Annotated in this window: 23 protein-coding genes and 1 riboswitch; of the genes, 20 read left to right on the top strand and 3 right to left on the bottom strand. The window is 42.1% G+C overall.

Annotation, left to right across the window (positions count from 1 at the left end):
* The 11 genes from D8793_RS10110 to sdbB form a co-directional block, all read left to right on the top strand.
* A partial coding sequence (locus D8793_RS10110; protein WP_125386910.1) for a fibronectin-binding SSURE repeat-containing protein occupies positions 1–1,825 on the top strand: 1,825 nt, incomplete at its 5' end.
* A gap of 80 nt (positions 1,826–1,905) precedes the next feature.
* Positions 1,906–2,604, top strand: a complete 699-nt coding sequence (locus D8793_RS10105; protein ID WP_125371751.1) for a response regulator transcription factor — start codon at positions 1,906–1,908, stop codon at positions 2,602–2,604.
* Positions 2,601–3,635: a HAMP domain-containing sensor histidine kinase gene (locus tag D8793_RS10100; protein WP_125371750.1), complete on the top strand. Its 1,035-nt coding sequence runs from the start codon at positions 2,601–2,603 to the stop codon at positions 3,633–3,635. Before D8793_RS10105 ends, D8793_RS10100 begins: the two co-directional genes overlap by 4 nt.
* Before the next feature lie 142 nt (positions 3,636–3,777).
* Positions 3,778–4,488, top strand: coding sequence for a thiol-disulfide oxidoreductase-associated membrane protein CcdA2 (gene ccdA2 / locus D8793_RS10095; protein ID WP_125371749.1), 711 nt, complete (start codon positions 3,778–3,780; stop codon positions 4,486–4,488).
* Between the two features lie 27 nt (positions 4,489–4,515).
* The gene (locus D8793_RS10090; protein WP_125371748.1) at positions 4,516–4,836 is read left to right on the top strand and encodes a hypothetical protein; all 321 of its coding nucleotides are present in this window, start codon (positions 4,516–4,518) and stop codon (positions 4,834–4,836) included.
* Between the two features lie 68 nt (positions 4,837–4,904).
* Positions 4,905–5,468: a TlpA family protein disulfide reductase gene (locus D8793_RS10085; protein ID WP_125371756.1), complete on the top strand. Its 564-nt coding sequence runs from the start codon at positions 4,905–4,907 to the stop codon at positions 5,466–5,468.
* A gap of 15 nt (positions 5,469–5,483) precedes the next feature.
* Positions 5,484–6,602, top strand: coding sequence for a peptide-methionine (R)-S-oxide reductase MsrB (gene msrB / locus D8793_RS10080; RefSeq protein WP_125371747.1), 1,119 nt, complete (start codon positions 5,484–5,486; stop codon positions 6,600–6,602).
* A gap of 59 nt (positions 6,603–6,661) precedes the next feature.
* Positions 6,662–7,396 (top strand): response regulator transcription factor, encoded by a 735-nt coding sequence (locus D8793_RS10075; protein WP_125371746.1) that lies wholly within the window; start codon positions 6,662–6,664, stop codon positions 7,394–7,396.
* Positions 7,393–9,096, top strand: coding sequence for a cache domain-containing sensor histidine kinase (locus D8793_RS10070; RefSeq protein WP_125371745.1), 1,704 nt, complete (start codon positions 7,393–7,395; stop codon positions 9,094–9,096). The genes D8793_RS10075 and D8793_RS10070 overlap by 4 nt, the downstream gene beginning before the upstream one ends.
* A 186-nt stretch (positions 9,097–9,282) precedes the next feature.
* On the top strand, positions 9,283–9,990 hold the full coding sequence (ccdA2, locus tag D8793_RS10065; protein ID WP_045496866.1) for a thiol-disulfide oxidoreductase-associated membrane protein CcdA2: 708 nt from the start codon (positions 9,283–9,285) through the stop codon (positions 9,988–9,990).
* Between the two features lie 12 nt (positions 9,991–10,002).
* A complete protein-coding gene (gene sdbB, locus D8793_RS10060; protein ID WP_005589801.1) occupies positions 10,003–10,554 on the top strand; it encodes a thiol-disulfide oxidoreductase-associated lipoprotein SdbB in 552 nt (183 codons plus the stop codon).
* A 48-nt stretch (positions 10,555–10,602) separates the two neighbouring features.
* Here sdbB and D8793_RS10055 read toward each other — a convergent pair whose 3' ends face one another.
* The 3 genes from D8793_RS10055 to D8793_RS10045 are packed head-to-tail and all read right to left on the bottom strand — an operon-like array spanning position 10,603 to position 13,415.
* Entirely contained in the window at positions 10,603–11,835 is a 1,233-nt protein-coding gene (locus tag D8793_RS10055; RefSeq protein WP_048764234.1) for an NAD(P)H-dependent oxidoreductase, read from the bottom strand.
* A gap of 22 nt (positions 11,836–11,857) precedes the next feature.
* Complete coding sequence (locus D8793_RS10050) at positions 11,858–12,466, bottom strand: NADPH-dependent FMN reductase (protein ID WP_005589803.1); 609 nt, start codon at positions 12,464–12,466, stop codon at positions 11,858–11,860.
* Between the two features lie 19 nt (positions 12,467–12,485).
* Positions 12,486–13,415, bottom strand: a complete 930-nt coding sequence (locus D8793_RS10045; protein WP_185761056.1) for an FAD:protein FMN transferase — start codon at positions 13,413–13,415, stop codon at positions 12,486–12,488.
* Positions 13,416–13,644: 229 nt separating this feature from the next.
* Between D8793_RS10045 and nox the strand changes: the two genes are divergently transcribed.
* From nox to guaC, 9 genes are all read left to right on the top strand, one after another.
* On the top strand, positions 13,645–15,024 hold the full coding sequence (gene nox, locus D8793_RS10040; protein WP_125371743.1) for a H2O-forming NADH oxidase: 1,380 nt from the start codon (positions 13,645–13,647) through the stop codon (positions 15,022–15,024).
* A gap of 236 nt (positions 15,025–15,260) precedes the next feature.
* Positions 15,261–16,079: a PrsW family intramembrane metalloprotease gene (locus D8793_RS10035; RefSeq protein WP_125371742.1), complete on the top strand. Its 819-nt coding sequence runs from the start codon at positions 15,261–15,263 to the stop codon at positions 16,077–16,079.
* Positions 16,080–16,260: 181 nt separating this feature from the next.
* Entirely contained in the window at positions 16,261–17,814 is a 1,554-nt protein-coding gene (locus D8793_RS10030) for a H(+)/Cl(-) exchange transporter ClcA (protein ID WP_125371755.1), read from the top strand.
* A gap of 127 nt (positions 17,815–17,941) precedes the next feature.
* Positions 17,942–18,814, top strand: a complete 873-nt coding sequence (efeO, locus tag D8793_RS10025; RefSeq protein ID WP_125371741.1) for an iron uptake system protein EfeO — start codon at positions 17,942–17,944, stop codon at positions 18,812–18,814.
* 4 nt (positions 18,815–18,818) lie between these two features.
* The gene (gene efeB / locus D8793_RS10020) at positions 18,819–20,027 is read left to right on the top strand and encodes an iron uptake transporter deferrochelatase/peroxidase subunit (RefSeq protein ID WP_125371740.1); all 1,209 of its coding nucleotides are present in this window, start codon (positions 18,819–18,821) and stop codon (positions 20,025–20,027) included.
* On the top strand, positions 20,005–21,702 hold the full coding sequence (locus tag D8793_RS10015; RefSeq protein WP_125371739.1) for an FTR1 family iron permease: 1,698 nt from the start codon (positions 20,005–20,007) through the stop codon (positions 21,700–21,702). The genes efeB and D8793_RS10015 overlap by 23 nt, the downstream gene beginning before the upstream one ends.
* Entirely contained in the window at positions 21,695–22,402 is a 708-nt protein-coding gene (gene tatC, locus D8793_RS10010) for a twin-arginine translocase subunit TatC (protein WP_125371738.1), read from the top strand. The genes D8793_RS10015 and tatC overlap by 8 nt, the downstream gene beginning before the upstream one ends.
* The gene (locus D8793_RS10005) at positions 22,402–22,587 is read left to right on the top strand and encodes a twin-arginine translocase TatA/TatE family subunit (RefSeq protein ID WP_045496898.1); all 186 of its coding nucleotides are present in this window, start codon (positions 22,402–22,404) and stop codon (positions 22,585–22,587) included. Before tatC ends, D8793_RS10005 begins: the two co-directional genes overlap by 1 nt.
* Positions 22,588–22,757: 170 nt before the next feature.
* Complete coding sequence (guaC, locus tag D8793_RS10000; protein WP_061423003.1) at positions 22,758–23,741, top strand: GMP reductase; 984 nt, start codon at positions 22,758–22,760, stop codon at positions 23,739–23,741.
* Positions 23,736–23,833, top strand: a riboswitch (purine riboswitch). (Overlaps the previous gene by 6 nt.)
* Positions 23,834–23,845: the final 12 nt, after the last annotated feature.

Here is a 23,845-nt window from a genome sequence, read left to right as displayed (position 1 = left end):
TGCTTACCAAGCGACTGTTAAAGTCTATGGTGCTAAAGATGGAAAAGCAGATTTAACCAATCTCGTAGCTACAAAAAATGTAACTGTTAACCTGAACGGCCTTGTTTCAAAAGAAGCAGTCAAAGACTCAGTCACTAAAAATATCAAAGACCATATTGATGTCCCAGCCAGCTACCTAGAAAAAGCAAATGTTCCTGGTCCATTCTTGGCGGGTGTTAACCAAGTCATCCCGTATGAAGCTTTCGGTGGAGATGGTATGTTGACGCGTCTCTTGCTCAAATCTTCTGATAAGGCACCTTGGTCAGATAATGGTTCAGCTAACAATCCAGCCCTCTTGCCACTTGAAGGCTTAGCGAAAGGTCAATACTTCTACGAAGTGGATTTGAACGGCAATACTACAGGTAAAGACGGGCAAGCCCTTCTCGACCAACTTCGCACTAATGGCACATATGCTTACCAAGCGACTGTCAAAGTCTATGGTGCCAAAGATGGAAAAGCAGATTTAACCAATCTCGTAGCTACAAAAAATGTAACTGTTAACTTGAACGGCCTTGTTTCAAAAGAAGCAGTCAAAGACTCAGTCACTAAAAATATTAAAGACCATATTGACGTCCCAGCCAGCTATTTAGAAAAAGCGAACGTTCCCGGTCCATTCTTGGCGGGTGTTAATCAAGTCATTCCGTATGAAGCTTTCGGTGGAGATGGTATGTTGACTCGTCTCTTGCTCAAATCTTCTGACAAGGCTCCTTGGTCAGACAACGGCACAGCGAACAATCCAGCCCTCTTGCCACTTGAAGGCTTGGCCAAAGGTCAATACTTCTACGAAGTGGATTTGAATGGCAATACTACAGGTAAAGACGGACAAGCCCTTCTTGACCAACTTCGCATTAATGGCACTCATGCTTACCAAGCGACTGTCAAGGTCTATGGTGCCAAAGATGGTAAAGCAGATTTAACCAATCTCGTAGCTACAAAAAATGTAACTGTTAACTTGAACGGCCTTGTTTCAAAAGAATCAGTCAAAGACTCAGTCACTAAAAATATCAAAGAGCATATTGACGTCCCAGCCAGCTATTTAGAAAAAGCGAACGTTCCCGGTCCATTCTTGGCAGGTGTTAATCAAGTCATTCCGTATGAAGCTTTCGGTGGAGATGGTATGTTGACGCGTCTCTTGCTCAAATCTTCTGACAAGGCTCCTTGGTCAGACAACGGCACAGCGAACAATCCAGCCCTCTTGCCACTTGAAGGCTTAGCGAAGGGTCAATACTTCTACGAAGTGGATTTGAATGGCAATACTACAGGTAAAGATGGACAAGCCCTTCTCGACCAACTTCGTGCTAACGGAACTCACACTTACCAGGCTACTGTCAAGGTCTATGGTGCCAAAGATGGCAAACCAGATTTGACAAATCTTATCGCGACTCGTCAAGTAACGATTCAGCTTCGTGGAAAAGGAATGGCTACAATACCATCTCAAGAAGGTCAAATGAATATGAAACCTTCTACAACACCATCTCAAGAAGGTCAGATGAATAAGAAGCCTTCTACAACACCATCTCAAGAAGGTCAGATGAATAAGAAGCCTTCTGCAACAGATTCTATGAGTACAGCTGAGGGTACGAAGGAAGTAGATCATCGCATGACTGATGTGAAGGGGGAACACCCAACTTCTAAGCCGATGGCAGATACGATGAAAAAAAATGATAAGCCTACTTTACCAAAAACTGGTGAGGCTCAAACAGCTACAGCTACCATTGGTTTCTTAGGACTAGCTTTGGCAGGAATTCTTAGCCTTCTAGGTTTGAAAGAAAAACAAAAAGATTAAGGTTCAAATCATTTAAAAATTACTAAAAATAGTGTTATACTAAAGCCAGTATAACACTGTTTTTATCAGGAGATTGGCAAATGGGAAAGACAATTTTACTCGTTGATGATGAGATGGATATTCTAGATATTCAAAAGCGCTATCTTATGCAGGAAGGCTACCATGTTTTAGTGGCTCGAGATGGCGTGGAGGGGTTAGATCTTTTCAGAAAGAAATCTGTTGACCTGATCATAACGGACATCATGATGCCGAATATGGACGGTTATGACTTTATCAGTGAGGTTCAGTATATAGCACCTGATCAGCCTTTTCTTTTTACAACGGCTAAGACTAGCGATCAAGACAAAATTTACGGTTTGAGCTTAGGAGCAGATGATTTTATAGCCAAACCTTTTAGTCCGCGTGAGCTAGTTCTAAGAGTCAATAACATTTTGCGCCGACTGCATCGTGGAGGCGAGATCGAACAAATTGAGCTCGGTGATTTGGTGATGAATCATGCGGTTCATGAGGCTCGCATCGGAGAGCATTTTTTGGAATTAACAGTGAAATCCTTTGAACTGCTCTGGATTTTAGCTAGTAATCCTGAGAGAGTTTTTTCAAAGACGGAGCTTTACGAAAAGGTGTGGCAGGAAGACTTCGTAGATGATACCAATACCCTTAATGTTCATATACATGCTCTGAGACAGGAATTGACCAAGTATGCCAGTTCAGACACTCCTGCCGTCAAAACTGTCTGGGGTCTGGGGTATAAAATGGAAGGAGCACGAGGTATAAAATGAAATTAAAAAGTTACATTCTGGTGGGGTATCTGATTTCTAGCCTATTAACGATTTTGCTTGTTTTCTGGGCAGTCCAGCGAATGTTGATTGTAAAAAGTGAGATTTATTTCCTAGTTGGAATGACCTTGATTGCTAGTTTTATAGGAGCGGCAGTCAGTCTCTTTCTTTTATCGCCAGTATTTTCTTCCCTTCGGCATCTGAAAAAACAGGCTCAGAATATTGCTGACAAGGATTTTAGTACAGAGATTGACGCCAAGGGCCCTATCGAATTTCAAGAGTTGGGTCAGGCTTTTAACGATATGTCGCATAATTTGCAAGAAACGTTTGAATCGCTTGATGAAAGTGAGCGAGAAAAGGGAATGATGATTGCCCAGCTTTCTCACGATATTAAAACTCCCATTACCTCTATTCAGGCGACTGTGGAGGGGATTTTAGATGGAGTGATCGAAGAAGAGGAGCAGATTCATTACTTGACCACGATTAGCCGTCAGACAGAGCGTTTGAATAAATTGGTGGAAGAATTGGATGTTTTGACTCTTAATGCCCAGCCTCGAATAGAATCAGATGGTGAAGCTGAAATAGTCTTTCTAGACCAGCTATTGATTGAGGCTATGAGTGAATTTCAACTATTGATTGAGCAAGAGGAGCGAGACATCTACATTCAAGTGTCTCCTGAGTCAGCGAAAATTAAGAGCCATTATGACAAACTTTCCCGTATCTTGGTCAACTTGCTAAATAATGCTTTTAAGTATTCAGACCCAGGAACTAAAATCGAGGTTACGGCTCAATTAACTGAGCAAGTCTTGACAATCAGTGTAAAAGATGAAGGACAGGGCATTGCTCCCGAAGAGTTGGATAAGATTTTTAAACGCCTCTACCGTGTGGAAACTTCACGTAATATGAAGACAGGTGGCCATGGTCTGGGCCTTGCGATTGCGCGTGAGTTGGCACATCAGCTGGGTGGAGAAATTACGGTCGAAAGCCAGTGTGGCCTAGGAAGCACCTTTACATTTGCTCTCAACTTAACATAAATCCTCAGTAAGTAGTGAACGCTTTTAACTCATGGTGTAGAAAAGATAAAATCAAATTCAAGTTTTTTCAAATCGATCTCCCTATTTTTAGGGGGATTTTTATTTTATACTATAGTCAGAAAATGATCGAGAGGTTTTTGAAATGGCTACAAGTTTTTTGTTCTTTATTTCAGTTTTTCTGGCGGGGATTCTTTCCTTTTTCTCCCCTTGTATCTTACCACTGATGCCAGTCTATGTGGGAATTCTGATGGATTCGGATCAGCCGAAAACGGTTCGGTTTATGGGAAGAGACATTTCCTGGTATGGTCTAGCTAAGACGCTCTGCTTTATAGCAGGTCTATCTACTGTATTTTTGGTTTTGGGCTATGGAGCTGGCGCTCTAGGGCAAGTCCTCTATGCACCTTGGTTTCGCTATCTTTTGGGTGGTATTGTCATTCTACTGGGAATCCATCAGATGGGACTTATCAATATCCAGCAACTGCAAAAGCAAAAGAGCATCCAACTTAAAAAGAATAGTAAAAGAAGTGATTTTCTTAACGCTTTTCTCTTAGGCATCACCTTTAGCTTTGGTTGGACGCCCTGTGTGGGACCTGTTCTGAGTTCTGTTTTAGCGATTGCTGCTTCTGGTGGAAACGGCGCTCTTCAGGGAGGCTTGCTTATGTTGGTTTATACACTTGGATTAGCACTTCCATTTCTAGCCATGGCTTTGGCTTCTGGCTGGGTGTTACAGCGCTTTGCCAAACTCAAACCTCATATGGGAACACTTAAAAAAATCGGTGGAGCACTCATCATCCTCATGGGAATCTTGCTTATGCTCGGAAATCTAAACGCTTTAGCATCGCTATTTGGATAAATATTATATAATTAAAGGAGAAATATCATGAAAAAAATCGCTACCCTTACAATGGCTACTCTTAGTATCTTTGCCTTGGCTGCTTGCTCCAGTCAAAAGTCAAATTCAGATATGAAAAAGATGGATGACAGCAGTATGATGAAGAAAGAGGATATGAAAAAAGACGACATGAAGAAGGAGGATATGAAAGACTCCAGCATGTCTGATGATAAAATGAAAAAGGATGATATGAAGGACTCTTCTATGATGTCCGACAGCAAGTCTGACATGAAAGATGATATGAAATCAAGCGACTCAAGCATGAAGGATGACATGAAAGATTCATCCGAAATGTCATCTGATAAATAAAATTATCAATGAGGGTGGAAGTCGTCAGTTTTGTCGGCTTTCTCCTTATTTTGAAAGGAAAGAAAATGATGAAGAAACTATCGATTTTGACTGCCAGTCTGCTTTGTGTCGGCTTATTGGGAGCTTGCTCAAATCAGCAAATGAATTCGGAAGCTTCTAAAAATGATAAAAGTTCCATGACTAGTAAGGCAAATTCTAATCAATCTACAAAGATGGCCAAGGACTTTAGTCTGCAAGGAGTGGACGGCAAGACCTACAAGTTGTCTGATTTCAAAGGCAAGAAAGTCTATCTAAAATTTTGGGCTTCTTGGTGCTCTATCTGTCTATCCACTCTTGGAGATACCAATGACTTGGCTAAGGAGCAGTCTGGAAAAGATTATGTTGTCCTGTCGGTAGTGTCTCCGACTTTTAACGGAGAAAAGTCTGCTGATGATTTTAAGAAATGGTACAAGTCTTTGGACTACAAAGACTTCCCAGTTCTCATGGATACTAAGGGAGAATTACTGAAAGAATACGGTATTCGCTCGTATCCATCTGCTCTCTTTATCAATAGTGATGGCTCACTTGCTAAAACTCATGTGGGCTACATGAGTAAGGAAGATATTGAGAAAACACTAAAGGAAATCAAGTAGAAAGGAGTAATGAACATGGAAGGCAAATGGAAGATTTTTCTGATTCTGGTTGGCTTGCTTGCCTGTTTTGGTCTATTTTTCTTAATCAAGGGCTCCATGTCTATTAACCCAGCTCAGGCCAATATTGAGCAAATCAAGAAAGCCTCTATGAGCAAGACAGAAGTGACCAAACAAAAGAAAGAAGATGTCAAGGAAGAGGACAAGCGGGAGATTTATCTGGCTGGCGGCTGTTTCTGGGGAGTAGAAGAGTACTTTTCTCGTGTGCCAGGTGTAATTGATGCTGAGTCGGGCTATGCAAATGGTAGGAGCGACACGACCAAGTATGAATTGGTCTCTCAAACTGGTCACGCTGAGACGGTAAAAATCACCTATAACGTTAAAAAGATATCTCTCAAAGAAATATTACTTCACTATTTCCGCATTATTGATCCAACTTCTAAAAACAAGCAGGGAAATGATCAGGGTACCCAGTATCGGACAGGTGTTTATTATAAGGACGAAGCAGATTTGAATACCATCAATCAAGTTTTTGATGAAGTTGCTAAGAAATATGATAAGCCTTTGGCTGTTGAAAAAGAACCTCTAAAAAACTTTATCAAAGCAGAAGATTACCATCAGGATTACCTAAAAAAGAATCCTAATGGATATTGCCATATCGATGTCAATCAAGCTGCTTACCCTGTTATCGAAGCTAGTCGCTATCCTAAGCCTAGCGATGAAGAGATTAAGGACAAGCTCACGCCAGAAGAATACGCAGTTACACAAAAGAATGACACAGAGCGGGCTTTTTCTAATCGCTATTGGGATAAGTTTGATGCTGGTATCTATGTGGATGTGGTGACAGGAGAGCCTCTCTTTTCATCAAAGGATAAGTTTGACTCAGGCTGCGGTTGGCCGAGTTTCACACGCCCTATCAGTCCTGATGTTGCGACTTACAAAGAAGACAAGAGTTTCAACATGACTCGAACGGAAGTTCGCAGTCGGGTTGGAAATTCACATCTGGGCCATGTTTTCACAGACGGTCCAAAGGACAAGGGCGGCTTGCGCTATTGTATCAATAGTTTGTCAATCAAGTTCATTCCAAAAGCTGAGATGGAGGAGAAGGGCTACGGTTATCTGTTGGATTATGTTTAAGAGCATTTTGATTGAAAATTTGCTATAATAAATCCATCTAAAATAAGGAGTTGAATCTTGTGTATTCAATTATAATTGTAGAGGATGAATATCTGGTAAGACAGGGAATTGCGTCCTTAGTAAACTATGAGCAGTTTGGTATGCAAGTCATTGCCCAGGCTGAAAATGGAATAGAAGCTTGGAAGAAAGTTCAGGAAAATCCTGCTGACATCCTGCTGACCGATATCAATATGCCACAGATGAACGGCCTCGAACTGGCCAAGCTAGTCAGAGACCAGGCTCCTAAGTGCCATATCGTTTTTCTGACGGGCTATGATGATTTTGACTATGCTCGGACGGCCATTAAGCTAGGTGCAGATGACTATCTTCTCAAGCCATTTTCCAAGGATGATGTTGAGGAGATGTTGGCCAAGGTGCAGACCAAGCTTGATAAGGAACGTAAAAAAGCCCAGATTCAAAACTTGGTCGATCAGGGACAGCGCTCTGAGTTGGAAGAGGCTATTCAAGCGCGTCTAGCCGATTCAGAATTAAGTCTGAAAAGTTTGGCTTTCCAATTGGGGTTTAGTCCGTCCTACCTAAGTGTTCTTATCAAAAAAGAATTAGGCTTGCCCTTTCAAGATTATCTGATCCAAGAGCGGATGAAAAAAGCAAAGCTCTTACTCCTGACCACAGATTTGAAGATTTATGAAATAGCAGAGCAGGTTGGTTTTGACGACATGAACTATTTTTCTCAGCGCTTCAAGCAGGTGGTTGGGCTGACACCTCGGCAGTTTAAAAAAGGAGAGGAGAAATGAAACGATATCCGCTTCTTATCCAATTGATTGTCTATATTTTTCTGCTGGTCCTTTTACTCTTGGGGTTTGTTGGAAGCCTCTACTATCAGACTAGCTCGGGGACTATTCGGCAGCTGACAGAGCGGACGACGCGCAATAGTATGGAGCAAAGCGGGCAGTTCATTGCTTCTTATTTGCAAAAATTAAAACAAACCACCTCTACACTGAGCAAGGAAGAAACGATTCGTAAGTTTGCTCAGAATCAAGAAAGCAGCGAAACGTCAGTGCAAGCTTTGATGAAAACCATCATTGAGACTGATCCAGATTTGGTGTCGGCAGTATTGGTTACCAAGGACGGGCGCGTGGTCTCGACAGATTCTCGAATCAGCATGCAGACATCTTCTGATATGATGAATGAAAAATGGTATCAGGAAGCTATCCATACCCGGGCCATGCCTGTCTTGACTCCTGCTCGCAAGGAGTCTCTGTCATCAGAGAAAGAGAAGTGGGTTGTTTCCGTCACTCAGGAAGTAGTGGATGAAGCAGGGCAGAATCTCGGTGTGTTACGTCTGGATATCGGCTATAAGAGTCTCAAAGCCTATCTGGATCGGCTTCAGCTAGGGAAGAAAGGCTTTAGTTTTATTGTCAATAGCCAGCATGAATTTGTTTATCATCCCAAGAAAAGTGTTTATTCATCCAGCCAGGAAATGAAAGCTATGCAGCCCTATATCTCGGTCAAGGATGGTTACGCAGACCAGAAGCAGGCTTTTGTCTACCAGATTGACATTCTAGATAGTGATTGGACTTTAATTGGCGTTGCCTCATTGGAGCAATTACAGATGCTTCAGTCGCAAATGCTTTATTCTTTTGTAGGAATGGGCCTTTTAGCACTCCTGCTATGCTTGATTGGTATTTGGTTTGTCCTGCGTTTGTGGATTAAGCCTCTGCAGAACTTACAGGCAGTCATTCTGAAGATTGGCTCGGGCGACTCAAATCTGCGTGCAGAAGCTAAGGGTTCTCCAGAGTTGGTTGACTTAGCTCAGCAGTTCAATAAAATGCTGGACCAAATTGAACAACTGATGGAAGCTGTCAAGGCTGAAGAACAAAATGTCCGCCGCTATGAGCTCCGAGCTCTCTCGGCTCAAATCAACCCTCATTTCCTTTATAATACCTTAGATACGATTGTCTGGATGGCTGAGTTTAATGACAGCAAGCGTGTTGTTGAGGTAACAAAATCACTCGCTCAGTATTTCCGCTTGGCACTCAATCAAGGACACGAACAGATTGCTCTTAAAGATGAGATTGATCACGTTCGTCAGTATCTTTTTATCCAGAAGCAACGCTATGGTGACAAGCTCCAATATGAGATTGAAGAGGATGAATCCATAGCTGATTATAAACTGCCCAAGCTGGTACTCCAGCCCTTGGTTGAAAATGCCATCTACCATGGTATCAAGGAAATTGACCGACAAGGCATGATTCGGGTGACGTCGAAAGCAGAAGAGGGGCGGCTGATACTGTCTATCTATGACAACGGCCGAGGCTTTGATGTCAACGCCTCTATGGATGCGACTCTCCTTCGCTTAGGTGGTGTCGGTCTGAAAAATGTCGATCAACGTTTGAGGTTGCAGTTCGGAGAAGACTACCATATGGAAATCCAGTCCGAACCAGGTAAATTCACCCAGATTAGCCTTTATTTGCCACTAGATTCAGATGATTAAGTTCGCTATCCTTCAGTACTCCAGCCGGAAAATTTCCGGCTTTTTTGCTGTTTAGGAACGAAATAGTGTTTTGACAGACGGCTTCTCCGATAAATGATACAAGAATGAGGATAGTGTAGCAAAATGTGGAAAAATTTAAATCGTTTGTTATAATAATATTGAAAACACATCTTAAAGGAGGTTGGGATGGAGTCTGGTTTATTTTTTGTTTCGGTCTTTTTGGCTGGAATTCTCTCGTTTTTCTCACCATGTATCTTTCCCTTGCTACCAGTCTACATAGGGATATTGCTGGATGAAGAAGAGCCTAGAGAAGTCAAGTTTCTGGGCAGAAAGATCGCTTGGACTGGTCTAATCAAGACCCTTTGCTTCATTGCTGGAATTTCTTTAGTTTTCTTTCTACTAGGCTTCGGTGCAGGATTCCTAGGCAGAGTGATTTACGATGAGAAATTCCGTTATCTGATGGGGATCATCATCATTTTGCTCGGAATTCACCAGATGGAGCTGATTAATATCAGGCAGTTACAATTCCAGAAAAATGTGGAATTTAAGAAGAACAGTCGTCGGAATGATTTTCTTTCAGCCTTTTTGCTTGGTATTAGTTTCAGTTTTGGTTGGACACCTTGCATTGGACCTGTCCTTAGTTCGGTTCTGGCTCTAGCTGCCTCTGGAGGAAATGGAGCTATCCAAGGAGCGCTCCTAACACTGGTTTATACTTTGGGAATGGCTTTGCCATTTCTCATCTTAGCTCTAGCTTCTAGCTTCGTTATGCGGTATTTTTCAAAAATCAAACCCTATATGGGGCTAATGAAAAAAATTGGAGGAGCCTTAATCATTTTTATGGGAATCCTTCTCATGCTCGGGCAGTTAAATGCTTTATCAGGAATTTTTGGATAAAAGGAGAAAAAGATGAAAAAAATTCTTTCGCTAGTTGTTGCTTCGATAGCTTTTCTGACACTATCAGCTTGTTCATCTGACGAAAAGGGGATGGATAGTCAAAGCCAGTCCAATACAAGTGTCCAATCGCAGGTTGCAGTTGGTCAGGAGGCACCGGACTTCACTCTCCAGTCAATGGATGGAAAAACTGTCAAGCTTTCTGATTACCGTGGGAAAAAAGTCTATCTGAAGTTCTGGGCTTCTTGGTGCGGACCTTGTAAGCGAAGCATGCCAGAATTGGTTGAATTAGCTGGTAAAAAAGACCGTGATTTTGAAATATTGTCTATTGTAGCACCGGGTCTCCAAGGAGAGAAGTCTGTTGAGGACTTCCCAAAATGGTATCAAGAACAAGGATATAAGGATGTGCCCGTTCTATTTGACACGTCTGGTGCAATCTTCCAAGCCTATCAGGTTCGCAGTATTCCAACTGAAATCCTCATTGATAGCCAAGGAAAAATTGGGAAGATTCAATTTGGAGCAATCAGCAACGAAGAAGCAGAAAAGGCCTTCAAGGAAATGAAATAAAATAAAAAAGAATGGATGTAAAAATCCATTCTTTTCATTCTGTTCTGATTAAGCACTAGCGCCAGATGTTGCATCGGCATCTCCACCGCCGTGACCACCACCGGTATCTGAAGCACCAGAAGTGGCATCGGCTGCTGCAGCTGCAGGAGCAAAGGGACCACTTCCTCCAACCAAGCGTTGACCAGTTGTTTTTAGATACCAATCTAGCCAAGGCTGGAAGTTGAAGACGATTTCGTTGATACCAGCGTAAGATCCATCAGGATAGTACATTGCTTGGTAGTTGTGGGTATTGATAACACCTGCTGGTGAACCCGGCACGATTGTACGAACGTACTCTTGATCACCATTACGAAGAACACCAACCACCCATTCCACGTTCTTCATGCGAGCAGCAGGAAGAGAGTTGTGTAGAGTTGAGAGACGACCACCTGATTGGGATGGTACACGTTTGGCAAACATAGTGTCTGGATCTTGATGAGCGTTGTTATAGTAAAGGAACTGGTTATTATCATCTGCGTAAGTCAACTCAAACGGCATGGCCTTTAAGAACATGTCGATTTGGTTAACAGTCAGGATACCATGGTCAAGCTTGACATAGGTATCGCCAGAAACAGCACCAACAGCTTTTGCAGCTTTTTCTACCCATTCTGGATCGTCAGGGTCAACTTCTGTGATGGTTGTTGCGATTGGGTTCGTGACATCTAAGTCTTCAGGAGCAATTGGTTTAGGTTTTTTCAATTTTGAGACTACCTCAACATATTTAACAAAGTTATCTAAGCAAGATTCAAGGAATTTAACAGTTCCTTCGTTTGTGATGTTGCCTTTATTATCAAAAGCTTCTTTCGCTTTACCAAGAAGGAATTCATTTCCTGGTAAAGTATAAGCATTGACACCTGGAGCATCCAATATCTTACGCAAATGTACTTGGGCACGAGACGTTCCTTGGTCGTAGTAGGAAGCTCCCACAATCATGACAGGCTTGCTTTCAAATGGGTGAACCTCATAAGAGAGCCATTCGAGGACGCTCTTGAGAGCTGCTGTGATGGTGTGGTTGTGCTCAGGAGTGGCAATGATGACACCGTCAGCGCGCGTGATGCGGTTGTACAAAAGGCGCAGCTGGAAGGATTCGTCCCATTTTTCATCTTGGTTAAAGAGTGGAACTTCATCAATTTCCAAGACTTCTAATTCAAATTTCAGTTTAAATTGTTTTCTGATGAATTCTAGTAATTTACGGTTGTATGATTGGTCTGCATTTGAGCCGACAAGTCCAACAAATTTCATGTGATTCTTTCCCTTCTAGTTCTTACAATTTTTCCCAGTCAAAGTTTTCAGCTTCTTGATGAAGAAGTGCTTGGGCGCTTGATAGCTTTTCTGTAATTTTAACAAACAAACGGAAGTCATCAAAAAGAGCGTCTAATTTTTGAATGGTTTCGAGGTCAATCAAGTCTCCATTTTTATCAAAGGCTTGAAGTGAGTGAGAAAGTAGGAATTCAGAACCTGGCATAACAGAAGCCTTGAGTTCTGGCGAATCCAAAATTTGACGGAGTTGTAGTTGGGCACGAGACGATCCTAGTGTTCCATAAGAGGCTCCTGTAATCATCACTGGTTTACCAAGTAGTGGATAGATACCGTAAGACAACCAAGCCAAGGCACTCATAAGAACAGCGGGAATAGAGTGGTCATATTCAGGCGTTCCGATGATAACACCATCAGCAGCTTCGATTTTCGCAGCGATTTCTTTAACGATCTCTGGAACTTGCATATCAGACGGTTTGTTGAAAATAGGAATATCTTTGATTTCAATCAACTCGATTTCTGCTTTATCAGCGAAATGCTTTTGCATGTACTGAAGGAGTTGGCGGTTGGTTGATTTCTTTGAGTTTGTACCAACTAGACCGATAAATTTTAACATAGTAGGTTCCTTTCTGGATTTAGGATAAGATTTCTGGGCTGAGACCAGATGAATAAAAAATTTGATGATTTTCTGTAATAACGAAGGCTTCGATTCCATTTTCTTGTTCGACTTTCTCTAAGATGGAAGTAGGGATCTCCCCGAATAAACGGGTCGTCCATATTTCACCATCGACGGATTTTGATGAAACAATCGTGAGACTAGCTAGTTGATTGTCAATAGGGTAGCCTGTGGTGCGGTCAAAAATATGATGATAAACCCTGCCATCTACCTGCAGTTTTCTTTCATATATCCCTGAAGTCACGACAGACTGATTCTGAACGGATAGAAGAGCTAGGTTGTTTCCACGTGGCAAGATTGGATTTTGAATGCCAATACGCCAGCAACGATTATTCTTTTCATTTAGACCGATAGTTAAGATATTTCCACCAAGATTGATGAGGGCAGAAGTGACACCTTGTCCCCGTAGGAATGCAGCGATTTTATCCGCAATATAACCTTTGGCAAGGGCGCCTAAGTCGATTTTCATGCCTTCCATTGTCAGAAAAACACTGGAGGCAATTGCATCTAACTCGATACACTCAGGGTCAGTGAGTGACAGCACTTGCTTGATTTCTTTGGGACTGGGAACTTTCGCATCCGCAAAGCCAATTCGCCAAGTTTGAATCAAGGGTCCCAAGGTAATATTGAGATGACTGTCCGGAGCGAGACTATGTTTTTTTCCCAACTCAATCAACTCAAACAAATCAGGATGGACACAAACGGGATGTTTACCGGCAGCGTGATTGATTTGCATGAGCTCAGAGCTGTCATCATTTGCACTAAAGCGCTTTTCATACAATCTTAGGAGAGAAAATACCTGGTCTAAAAGACTGTCGGCCTTTTCATGGAGAATCGAAATAGTGATAGTCGATCCCATTAAATGGATGGATCTAGAAATAAGATCCACTTTTATCACAACCTTCCCTATTAAATTTCTTAATCTTCACTATTAGTATAACAGAAAGATACCGTTTTCACAATTGTAAATATATAATATTTTCAGAAAGATTGAAATTTTTTGTTTAAAATAAAAGTTATTTGCCAAATTTAAAAAAATTCTGAGCATATATCTTGTAAACGCTAACAGATACATGGTATACTAGTTTGGTAAATTAAATTTAAAGGTGGATTATTCTATGAGTAAAATTATTGTAGTTGGTGCTAACCACGCTGGTACAGCTTGTATTAATACGATGTTGGATAACTTTGGTCATGAGAACGAAATCGTAGTATTTGACCAAAACTCAAATATTTCATTCCTTGGTTGTGGAATGGCGCTTTGGATCGGGAAACAAATTGATGGCCCAGAAGGTCTCTTCTACTCTGATAAAGAAAAATTGGAAGCAAAAGGTGCTAAAATTTACATGAACTCACCAGTTCTTTCAATTGACTACGATAACAAAGTTGTGACTGCTGAAGTTGAAGGTAAAGAGCACAAAGAGTCTTATGACAAATTAATCTTTGCAACTGGTTCAACTCCAATCTTGCCTCCAATCGAAGGTGTAGAAATCGTTAAGGGCAACCGCGAATTCAAAGCGACTCTTGAAAATGTACAATTTGTTAAGTTGTACCAAAATGCAGAAGAAGTCATCGAAAAACTTGCTGACAAGAGCAAATACCTTGAGCGCATTGCTGTTGTTGGTGGTGGTTACATCGGTGTAGAACTTGCCGAAGCCTTCGAGCGTCTTGGAAAAGAAGTGGTGCTTGTGGATATCGTAGACACTGTTTTGAACGGCTACTATGACAAAGACTTTACCCAAATGATGGCGAAAAACTTGGAAGACCACAACATCCGCTTGGCACTTGGTCAAACAGTTAAAGCAATCCAAGGTGATGGTAAAGTGGAACGCTTGGTAACAGACAAAGAAACATTTGATGTGGATATGGTAGTTCTTGCTGTTGGTTTCCGTCCAAACACAGCTCTTGCTGATGGTAAGATTGAACTCTTCCGTAACGGTGCCTTCCTTGTAGATAAGAAACAAGAAACATCTATCCCAGGTGTCTACGCTGTTGGTGACTGTGCGACTGTTTATGACAATGCTCGTAAAGACACTAGCTATATCGCTCTTGCATCTAACGCTGTACGTACTGGTATCGTTGGTGCTTACAATGCTTGTGGACATGAATTGGAAGGAATCGGTGTGCAAGGATCAAACGGTATTTCAATCTATGGTCTTCACATGGTTTCAACTGGTTTGACTCTTGAAAAAGCAAAAGCAGCAGGTTACAATGCAACTGAAACAGGCTTTAACGATCTTCAAAAACCAGAATTTATGAAGCATGATAACCACGAAGTTGCGATTAAGATTGTTTTTGACAAAGACAGTCGCGAAATCCTTGGTGCGCAGATGGTGTCTCGTGACTCTGCAATTAGCATGGGAATCCACATGTTCTCACTTGCCATCCAAGAGCATGTGACAATTGATAAATTGGCCTTGACAGATCTCTTCTTTTTGCCACACTTCAACAAACCATACAACTATATCACAATGGCTGCACTTACAGCAGAAAAATAATGCATGAAAAGTCCCGATGAGGGGCTTTTTTGTTGCTTGCTTTATCAAGTCCAATTGTCAAGACAATATAGAAGAGAAGAAAAACTGAAGAGATGAGCATGGAAATACGACAAGTATATTATAGGCCTGTCAACTAATAGACTCATTAAAAATGATTTTAATGAGTCTTAAAATTAGTTCTATTTTTGATTTTTTTGTTATACTAAGATGTAAATAAAATTTTAGAAAGTTGCTATATGAAGAAAAATATTGTTCTTTTCACTTTTCTCCTTCTGAGCGCGATTGGCTTGGAATACGAGACACAAGCTTATACCACTGGCAGTATGTCAGGTACTGGTTATGGAATTGTCGGACTGTCAGCCCTCTTGGCGCTGCTTTATATCATCCCAGCTCTGCTTTTGATTCGCAGTTTGGGTAAAAAATGGCAGACGCCTGTATTTAGCCTAGGTGTAGCTCTGCTGGGTGGTCTTTTCATTTCTGGCTGGACTTCTGGCTTGGCCAATACCTATATCCACGAGTGGGTCAGCACGAGCTTTCCAAATACTGTGATTAGTTATCTGGAGAATGCCCTCGCTGCTCCGCTGGTTGAAGAACCGCTCAAGCTCTTGGCAGTTGCTTTCGCTGTCTATCTAGTGCCAGTCAAGAAACTGAAAGCCTTCTTACTGCTAGGAATTACAGCTGGCATAGGTTTTCAGATTAGTGAGGACTTTTCTTACATCCTTTCCGACCTTCCTGAAGGATTTTCCTTTACTATCTCTGGTATTTTAGGCCGTATCACTGGTGGGGTAGCTTCTCACTGGCTCTATACTGCTTTGACCACTATCGGATTAGCTTTGATGTTCCGATTTGCTAAGACTCAAAAAGCTTATTTTAAAGCTGGTCTATTTTACTTCTTATCAGCTTTTGTTCTCCACTTCTTCTGGAACTCTCCATTGACTTCTATTGAAACGGATATCCCAGTTATCGTTCCCATCATGACTGCTGTGGCTGTCTTCATTTTCTACCAAGCTTATCGAACAGCTGGCAAGATTGATCGAGAAGATTTGTCAATCTAAACACGAAACGACCTTCAAGGTCGTTTTTTGATGTCCAAACTGCATTTTTGGCATTTTTTAACTCTAAGGGAGTTGATTTTAAAAGTTTTACATTCAAAGGTAAAATGTTCATGGCTATTGCCTTGTTTCTTGTCCCCATGTTGTGCTAAAATGTTGCTATAAGATCTTTTGGAGAGAAATGATGATCAAACAAAAAGAACAGATTTCTGATACGAGAAAAGAATTTAATTTTATGTCCAGCTCCATCATTTCCCAAGTATATAGGGGGATTCTGGTGGGTATTTTTGCTGGACTAGTAGTGGGGGCATTTCGTTTTTTGATTGAGAAAAGTTTTCACTTAATTCAGGTGGCTTATGTGAGGGGCAGAAGTGAGTGGTTTTGGATGGTAGCTTTGCTTTTCTTCTATGCTTTTATTGTCTTTATAAATGCTAGATTGGTAGCTACAGAAAAGGACATAAAGGGTTCAGGGATTCCACAAGTTGAGGCCGAGTTGAAAGGCTTGATGTCACTTTCTTGGTGGAGCATTCTCTGGAAAAAATTCTTAGTTGGTATTTTAGCAATTTCCAGTGGCTTGATGCTGGGACGTGAGGGACCGAGTATTCAACTAGGAGCGATGAGTGGGAAAGGCATATCTAAGTGGCTGAACTTGAGTCCGGTAGAGGAGCGGACCTTGATTGCCAGTGGTGCAGCTGCGGGCTTGGCTGCGGCTTTTAATGCGCCAATTGCAGGTTTGCTATTTGTTGTTGAGGAAGTGTACCATCATTTTTCCCGATTCTTTTGGGTTTCAACCTTGGCTGCAAGTTTGGTGGCAAATTTTATTTCGCTGTCTATATTTGGCCTGACTCCTGTTTTGGATATGCCGGATAATATTCCTTTCATGGGGCTGAATCAGTACTGGATTTATATCTTGATGGGCCTGTTTTTAGGATTGGCAGGTTTTCTCTATGAAAAAGCAGTCCTTAATATTCATCTGGTTTATGAAGCCCTAGGCAAATTTTTTAGAATACCAAAAGCTTACTATCCGATTTTTGCCTTTGTTTTAATCATTCCGATTGGCTATTTGCTGCCTCATTTGCTGGGCGGTGGGAATCAGCTGATTTTGTCTTTGACGAGTGCTCATTACACAGTTGGAACCTTGCTTCTCTTTTTCTTACTCCGTTTTGTATGGAGCATGATTAGTTATGGCAGCGGACTTCCTGGTGGTATTTTTCTGCCCATCCTGGCTTTGGGTTCTTTACTAGGTGCAGCAATTGGAGCCCTTTGTGTGAAGGCTGGCTTTATCACGCAGGAACAATTTCCAATCTTTATCATCTTGGGAATGAGTGGGTATTTTGGCGCTATTTCCAAAGCTCCGCTAACAGCTATGATTCTCGTGACGGAGATGGTGGGAGATATTCGAAACCTCATGCCACTGGGTTTGGTCACTCTGATGGCCTATATTGCTATGGATCTGCTAAAGGGAGCGCCTGTCTATGAAGCCATGCTTGAAAAAATGCTGCCAGATCGGATTGAAGATGACGGAGAGACAACCTTGATTGAAATTCCTGTTTCAGAAAAGATCGCAGGTCGGCAGGTGCATGAATTGGAGCTACCGCATGGCGTTTTAATCACCATGAATATCCATAAGGGTAAGACTCAGACGGTCAACGGGGCCAGTCGTCTCTATCTAGGAGATACGATTTATGTAGTCGTTAAGAAAACGGAAATTGGCAAAATTAAAGATATTTTGCTTTAAAATACTTGTTTCTTGACTCAGAAAGGAAAGTTTTATTATAATTATCTGACAATTTATTGAAATATGAGAAATAAATTGTTATAATTTATATGAATTCGCCCCTTTTAGGGAAAATAAAGGAGTCAAGATGAAAAAACTTGGAATTGTCTTATTGTCAACAGCTATTTTACTGACTGGCTGTGCTGCTAATCAAAAATCGAATACAAGTGCCAGCAGTTCGGAAGCTAAAACAAGTCTATCGGCCTCTGACCAGAAAGCTTTGGATAAGGCAACAGCAGAGTATAAAGCCTTTGTACAGAAAGAAATTGATCAATTATTGACGGATACGGAGAAATTCAGAGATACGCTCAAAGAAGGCAAGCTTGATGAAGCCAAGAAAATGTATCCGCTAATTCGCATGAGCTACGAGCGTTCAGAGCCGATTGCCGAAAGCTTCGGAGAGTCTGATGTGAAGATTGACTTCCGCTTAGCTGACTATGTGGATGAAAACAAGACCGAAGAAGGCTGGTCAGGCTTCCACCGGATTGAAAAAATTCTGTGGGAAAGTAATACAACGAATGGTACAGAGAAATATGCAGACCAGTTGGTCAATGACATCAAAGAATTAAAGGCTAAAATCGCGACTGTTGAGGTTACACCAGACATTATGCTGACTGGTGCAGTTGACCTCCTTAATGAAGTGGCGACCAGCAAGATTACCGGTGAAGAAGAAATCTTTTCACATACGGATTTGTATGACTTCCGTGCCAATATTCAAGGGGCAGAAAAGATTTTCGAACTCTTTAAACCTTTGATTGAGAAGAAAGATGAAAAACTGGTGAAAAGTATAGAAACTGAGTTCAAGAATGTCAATAGTTTGCTAGACAAGCACATGACTGATTCTAAGAATTATAAACTTTATACCGAATTGAGCAAGGAAGATACTAAAGAGCTAGGAGAAGCTGTCACAAAACTGGGCGAGCCTCTCTCTCAAATGGGTATCATCCTAGATGGGAAGTAAGAAGATGACCAAGGACGAAAAATGGTTTAATAAAAAAATGGATCGTCGGGAATTTCTTAAAAAAGCAGGGATTGGAGGCGTAGGCTTAGCACTTGGTGTCTCCAGTGCATCTGCTTTTTTCGCTAATCAAGCAAAAGAAGACAAAAAATTAGCTGACGGTGAAGAAGAAATCAGTTTTTACGGTGAGCATCAAGCTGGCATCACAACAGCCATGCAAAAGAATATCTATTTTGTCATTCTGGACCTGCATACGACGGATAAAGAGACCGTTATCCAGATGTTCAAGGACTGGACCGCTTACAGTGAAAAGTTGGTCAATGGGGAGCTAGTCAAAAAAGATGGTTCTAATGCCCTCTTGCCACCTACGGATACTGGAGAAACGGTCGGACTCAACCCTTACCGACTGACCTTGACCTTTGGCGTCTCCGCCTCTTTCCTGAAAAAAATGGGCTTGGAGGATAAAAAGCCTAAGGAATTCCGCGACTTGCCTCCTTTCCCTAAGGAACAACTAAAAGAGAAATATACTGGTGGGGATATTGTCATTCAAGCTTGTGCTGATGATGAGCAGGTGGCTTTTCATGCTGTTCGCAATCTGGTTCGTAAAGCGCGAAATGCTATCACTATGAAATGGAGTCAGGCTGGCTTTGCTGCCATTGGCGATCGTATGTCTACTCCCCGCAATCTATTTGGTTTTAAAGACGGCACGGCCAATGTCACCAAGGAAAAAGACTTTGATAAGGTGGTTTGGTGTGATAGCAAGGACTGGATGAAGGGTGGCTCTTACATGGCTGTCCGTCGGATCCAGATGTTTCTTGAGACTTGGGATCGGACCAATTTGCAAGAGCAAGAAAACACCTTTGGTCGTTATAAGGAGAGCGGGGCGCCCTTTGGCAAGAAGAATGAATTTGACGAGGTAGACCTGGACCTGCTTCCAGTTGATGCTCATGTAAGGCTGGCCAAAGAGGTCGACAAGCCTCTCTATCGTCGTTCCTATTCTTATTCAGATGGTATTGATGAAACAACGGGTCAATTTGATACAGGCCTCCTTTTTATCTCTTTCCAAAAGGATCCTGACAGCTTTATCAAAGTGCAGACTAATCTTGGAGCACAGGATAAGATGAATGAATATGTCACCCATGTGGGCAGTGGCTTGTTTGCTTGCTTCGGCGGTGTCAAAGAAGGAGAATATCTTGGCCAGAAATTATTTGAATAAGATCCTGTTTTTACTTTTGGCGCTCGTACTCCTAGCTCAGCCTGTATCAGCTGAGGCTTCTTATAGTAGTCTCTTTATCAAGATTACGGATGCCAGCACCGCCGTTCAAGAAGGCGACCAAGCCAGTGCCAAAGAGTTGCTGGAGGAAATCCAGACTGAATTTGCGGCTTTAAGCAACCATGACTCAGCTGCAGGGAAAGAAGTCAGCAAGGCCTTGACTATCTCGGGCGATGTGACGGAGGACAAGCTGACCAAGGTTTCAGCTGCTCTTTTGGCTTTTGAAAAGGAGCAGAATCCTGTTGATCTTGAAGCGGAAAAAACCAAGCTGGTCAATAAACTAGAATCAAAATTTCAAGCTCTTCAGGCAGCGATTAAGAGCAAGGATCTTGAAAAGATTCGTGAAGCCTATAAAAAAATGAATTCGACTTGGACTGCTAATGAAGGAGTGGTGCGGGATCATAGTACGGCTCATTATGGCAAAGTGGAGACGGCCATTTCATTTTTACGTAGTGCTATTGAGACGGAGCCAACGGATTTTGAAGCCATTCAAACTTCCTACGATGATCTGAGAGCAGCGATTGATAGCTTTGTTAAGGGAGAAGAGGCGTCTGCTAGCAGTGAGAATCTTACACTGGCAGATGGTATCGGCCTTCTGAAAAAAGCTCTGCTTGCTTTCCAAAAAGGAGACGAGAAGCAGGGCAAGGCTGTGATGAAGAAATTTATCACGATTTGGCCAAGCGTTGAAGGAGATGTCAGCACTAAAAATCCCTCCCTCTATACCAAAGTAGAAAGCCAGTCGCCTGTCATCATGGTGAAGGGTAAGGATAAGGAGTATCAAGACCAGCTCGAGTCCTTAATCAGTGAGCTAGAACAGATTGACACCAGCGGATCTTATACTTTCTTTGATGCCATGCTGATTTTGTTGCGTGAGGGCGTTGAGGCTCTCTTGATCGTGATGGCACTTGTCACGACACTCAAGGCCTCCAAGATGAAAAAAGGTCTCAAATGGGTCTATACTGGTGCTGGCTTGGGCGTACTAGCCAGTGTGGCCATTGCCATTTTGCTGCAAACTCTTTTTCCAGCCGTTGCCTCTGGCTTCAATCGTGAAATCATTGAGGGAGCAGTGGGGATCTTTGCAGTTGTCATGATGATTTTGGTCGGTATTTGGCTCCACAGTAAGTCCTCTGTCAAGAAATGGAATGACTTCATGGAAAGTCAGATGCAGGCAGTGACAGCCAGTGGTAGTTTTATTTCCATGTTTGCTCTGAGTTTCCTTGCTGTCTTCCGTGAGGGAGCAGAAACCATCTTGTTCTACGCAGGAATTTTACCGCGTATTACTGCTCTAGATTTCTTTTTAGGACTGGGACTTGCTATCTTGGTTTTAGTTTTGCTTGCAATTCTAATGACCAAGGCCAGCAGTCTCATTCGGCCTCATCGGATTTTCTTTGGTCTGACCTGGCTGATTTATGCCTTGGCTTTTAAGATGTTAGGTGTCAGCATTCATGCCCTGCAATTAACAGCTATTTTTCCTAGTCACTTGCTGTCTCATCTTCCAACCATTGATTGGCTGGGAATTTATCCGAGCTTAGAAGTGCTGCTAAGTCAAGCCATCTTTCTTGTCGTTGTCCTTTATGTGACCTTTAGAAATCGGCAAAAGGAGCGAGCAGATGCCTAATAAGGAACAGACTGTTGTTGAGCATTTGACGGAATTTAGATGGCGCTTCCTTGCTGTCTTAGTCTGGTTCGGTTTGATTTTTCTGCTCAGTCTACTTTTTGCAGCGGATATTTACAAATGGCTGACCGCTTCCTTTGAGCAGAAGCTGATTGTATTGGGACCAGACGACATCCTTTGGATTTATATTAGCTTGGCTAGTCTTGTGGCTTTCTCATTGACTCTGCCTTTTATGGTCTATCAGATTTGGGAATTTATCCGACCTGCTCTGAGAAATAGTGAGGCAAAGGCAATTTTTGCTTACATACCAGCTACATTTTTCAGTTTTGTCTTGGGCTTGGCCTTTGGTTTTTACTTTGTCAGCCCTGCTATTTTGCAAGTTTTGCTTTCTTTAGGTGATGGATTGTTTGCCGTTCAGATGACAGCGCAGAACTATCTGGCCTTTCTGTTTCACACGACCATTCCGATTGCTTGCTTGTTTGAATTGCCTGTCATTGTGGCCTTTCTCACATCAATCGGTTTGCTCAAACCGCAATTTTTGATAAAATATAGACGCTATGCCTATTTCGTTTTATTGGTATTAGCAGTTGTCTTGACACCAGCTGATTTCATCAGTGACCTGTCAATGACAGTGCCGTTGATTTTGCTGTATGAAGTTAGTATCCTACTGAGTAAAATGATTGAGAAAAGGAGAACATCGTAATGGGAATTTTAAAAGACATCGGACTACCAGGGCTTATCGTTATCGTTCTAGGAGCTTTGCTGATTTTTGGGCCAAAACGTCTGCCAGAGCTAGGGCAGTCTATTGGAAAAATGTTTTCAGAGTTTAAAAAGGCAGTCGATGGAGGAGCAGAAGACTCCAACTCAGAAAAAGATAAGAAAGATTAAAACACGGTCGACCGTGTTTTTCTTAATCTCCGAACATTATCAATAATATACTTGAAATATTTTACAAAATCTGTACCTTATGATATACTTTCTTTGGAAACGTCTGGATAGATGTAGCGATGCTGAAGAGCATAGGTAGGTCATTTTTAAGTATTGATAAGGAGTTTTCCATGCTCAATGATTTTCAGGTTTTTGACTATGAAGATATTCAACTAATTCCAGCGAAATGTATTGTGAAAAGTCGCTCAGAGGCTGATACCAGTGTGAAATTTGGTAAACATAGGTTTCGGATGCCAGTCGTACCGTCCAATATGCAGACGATTATTGACGAATCTGTCGCTGAAGAGCTTGCTCGAGGAGGCTATTTCTACATTATGCACCGTTTCGATGAGGAAGGTCGTAAACCATTCGTTAAACGAATGCATGAGCAAGGCCTGATTGCATCGATCTCCGTCGGTGTAAAAGACTATGAGTATGACTTCGTTAGTAGCCTCAAAGATGATGCACCTGAATACATTACCATTGATATTGCACACGGGCACTCAGACAGTGTGATTCAAATGATCCAACACATCAAGAAAGAATTGCCCGAGACCTTTGTCATTGCTGGAAATGTCGGAACTCCAGAAGCTGTGCGGGAACTGGAAAATGCTGGCGCAGATGCGACTAAAGTTGGCATCGGCCCAGGCAAGGTCTGCATTACCAAAGTCAAGACAGGTTTTGGTACAGGCGGCTGGCAATTGTCTGCTCTTCGTTGGTGTTCAAAGGTTGCCCGCAAGCCTATTATCGCGGATGGAGGGATTCGGACGCATGGTGATATTGCCAAATCGATCCGCTTTGGAGCCAGCATGGTCATGATTGGTTCGCTCTTTGCCGGCCACATTGAAAGCCCAGGTGAAACCATTGAGGTAGACGGCGATAAGTTTAAAGAATATTATGGTTCTGCATCCGAGTATCAAAAAGGTGCTTATAAAAATGTCGAAGGTAAGAAGATTTTGCTACCGGCTAAGGGCCACTTGCAAGATACATTAACTGAAATGGAGCAGGATTTGCAGAGCTCGATTTCCTATGCGGGGGGGCGTGATTTGCATAGCCTGACTCGCGTGGACTATGTCATCGTCAAAAACTCCATCTGGAATGGCGATGCTCATTAATGAAATAGAATAACTTATTTATCTTGCTAATGATTGGGGCAAGGTCTCTACAAGATGCCAAACATCTAACAATAAGTGAGCCTAATGACTTTCTGGTACTTTTA

Source organism: Streptococcus cristatus, assembly GCF_003943465.1.
GTDB classification, from domain to species: domain Bacteria; phylum Bacillota; class Bacilli; order Lactobacillales; family Streptococcaceae; genus Streptococcus; species Streptococcus cristatus_C.
Note: the sequence above shows the minus strand (reverse complement) of the source record. Positions and strands in the feature narration are given on the sequence as shown.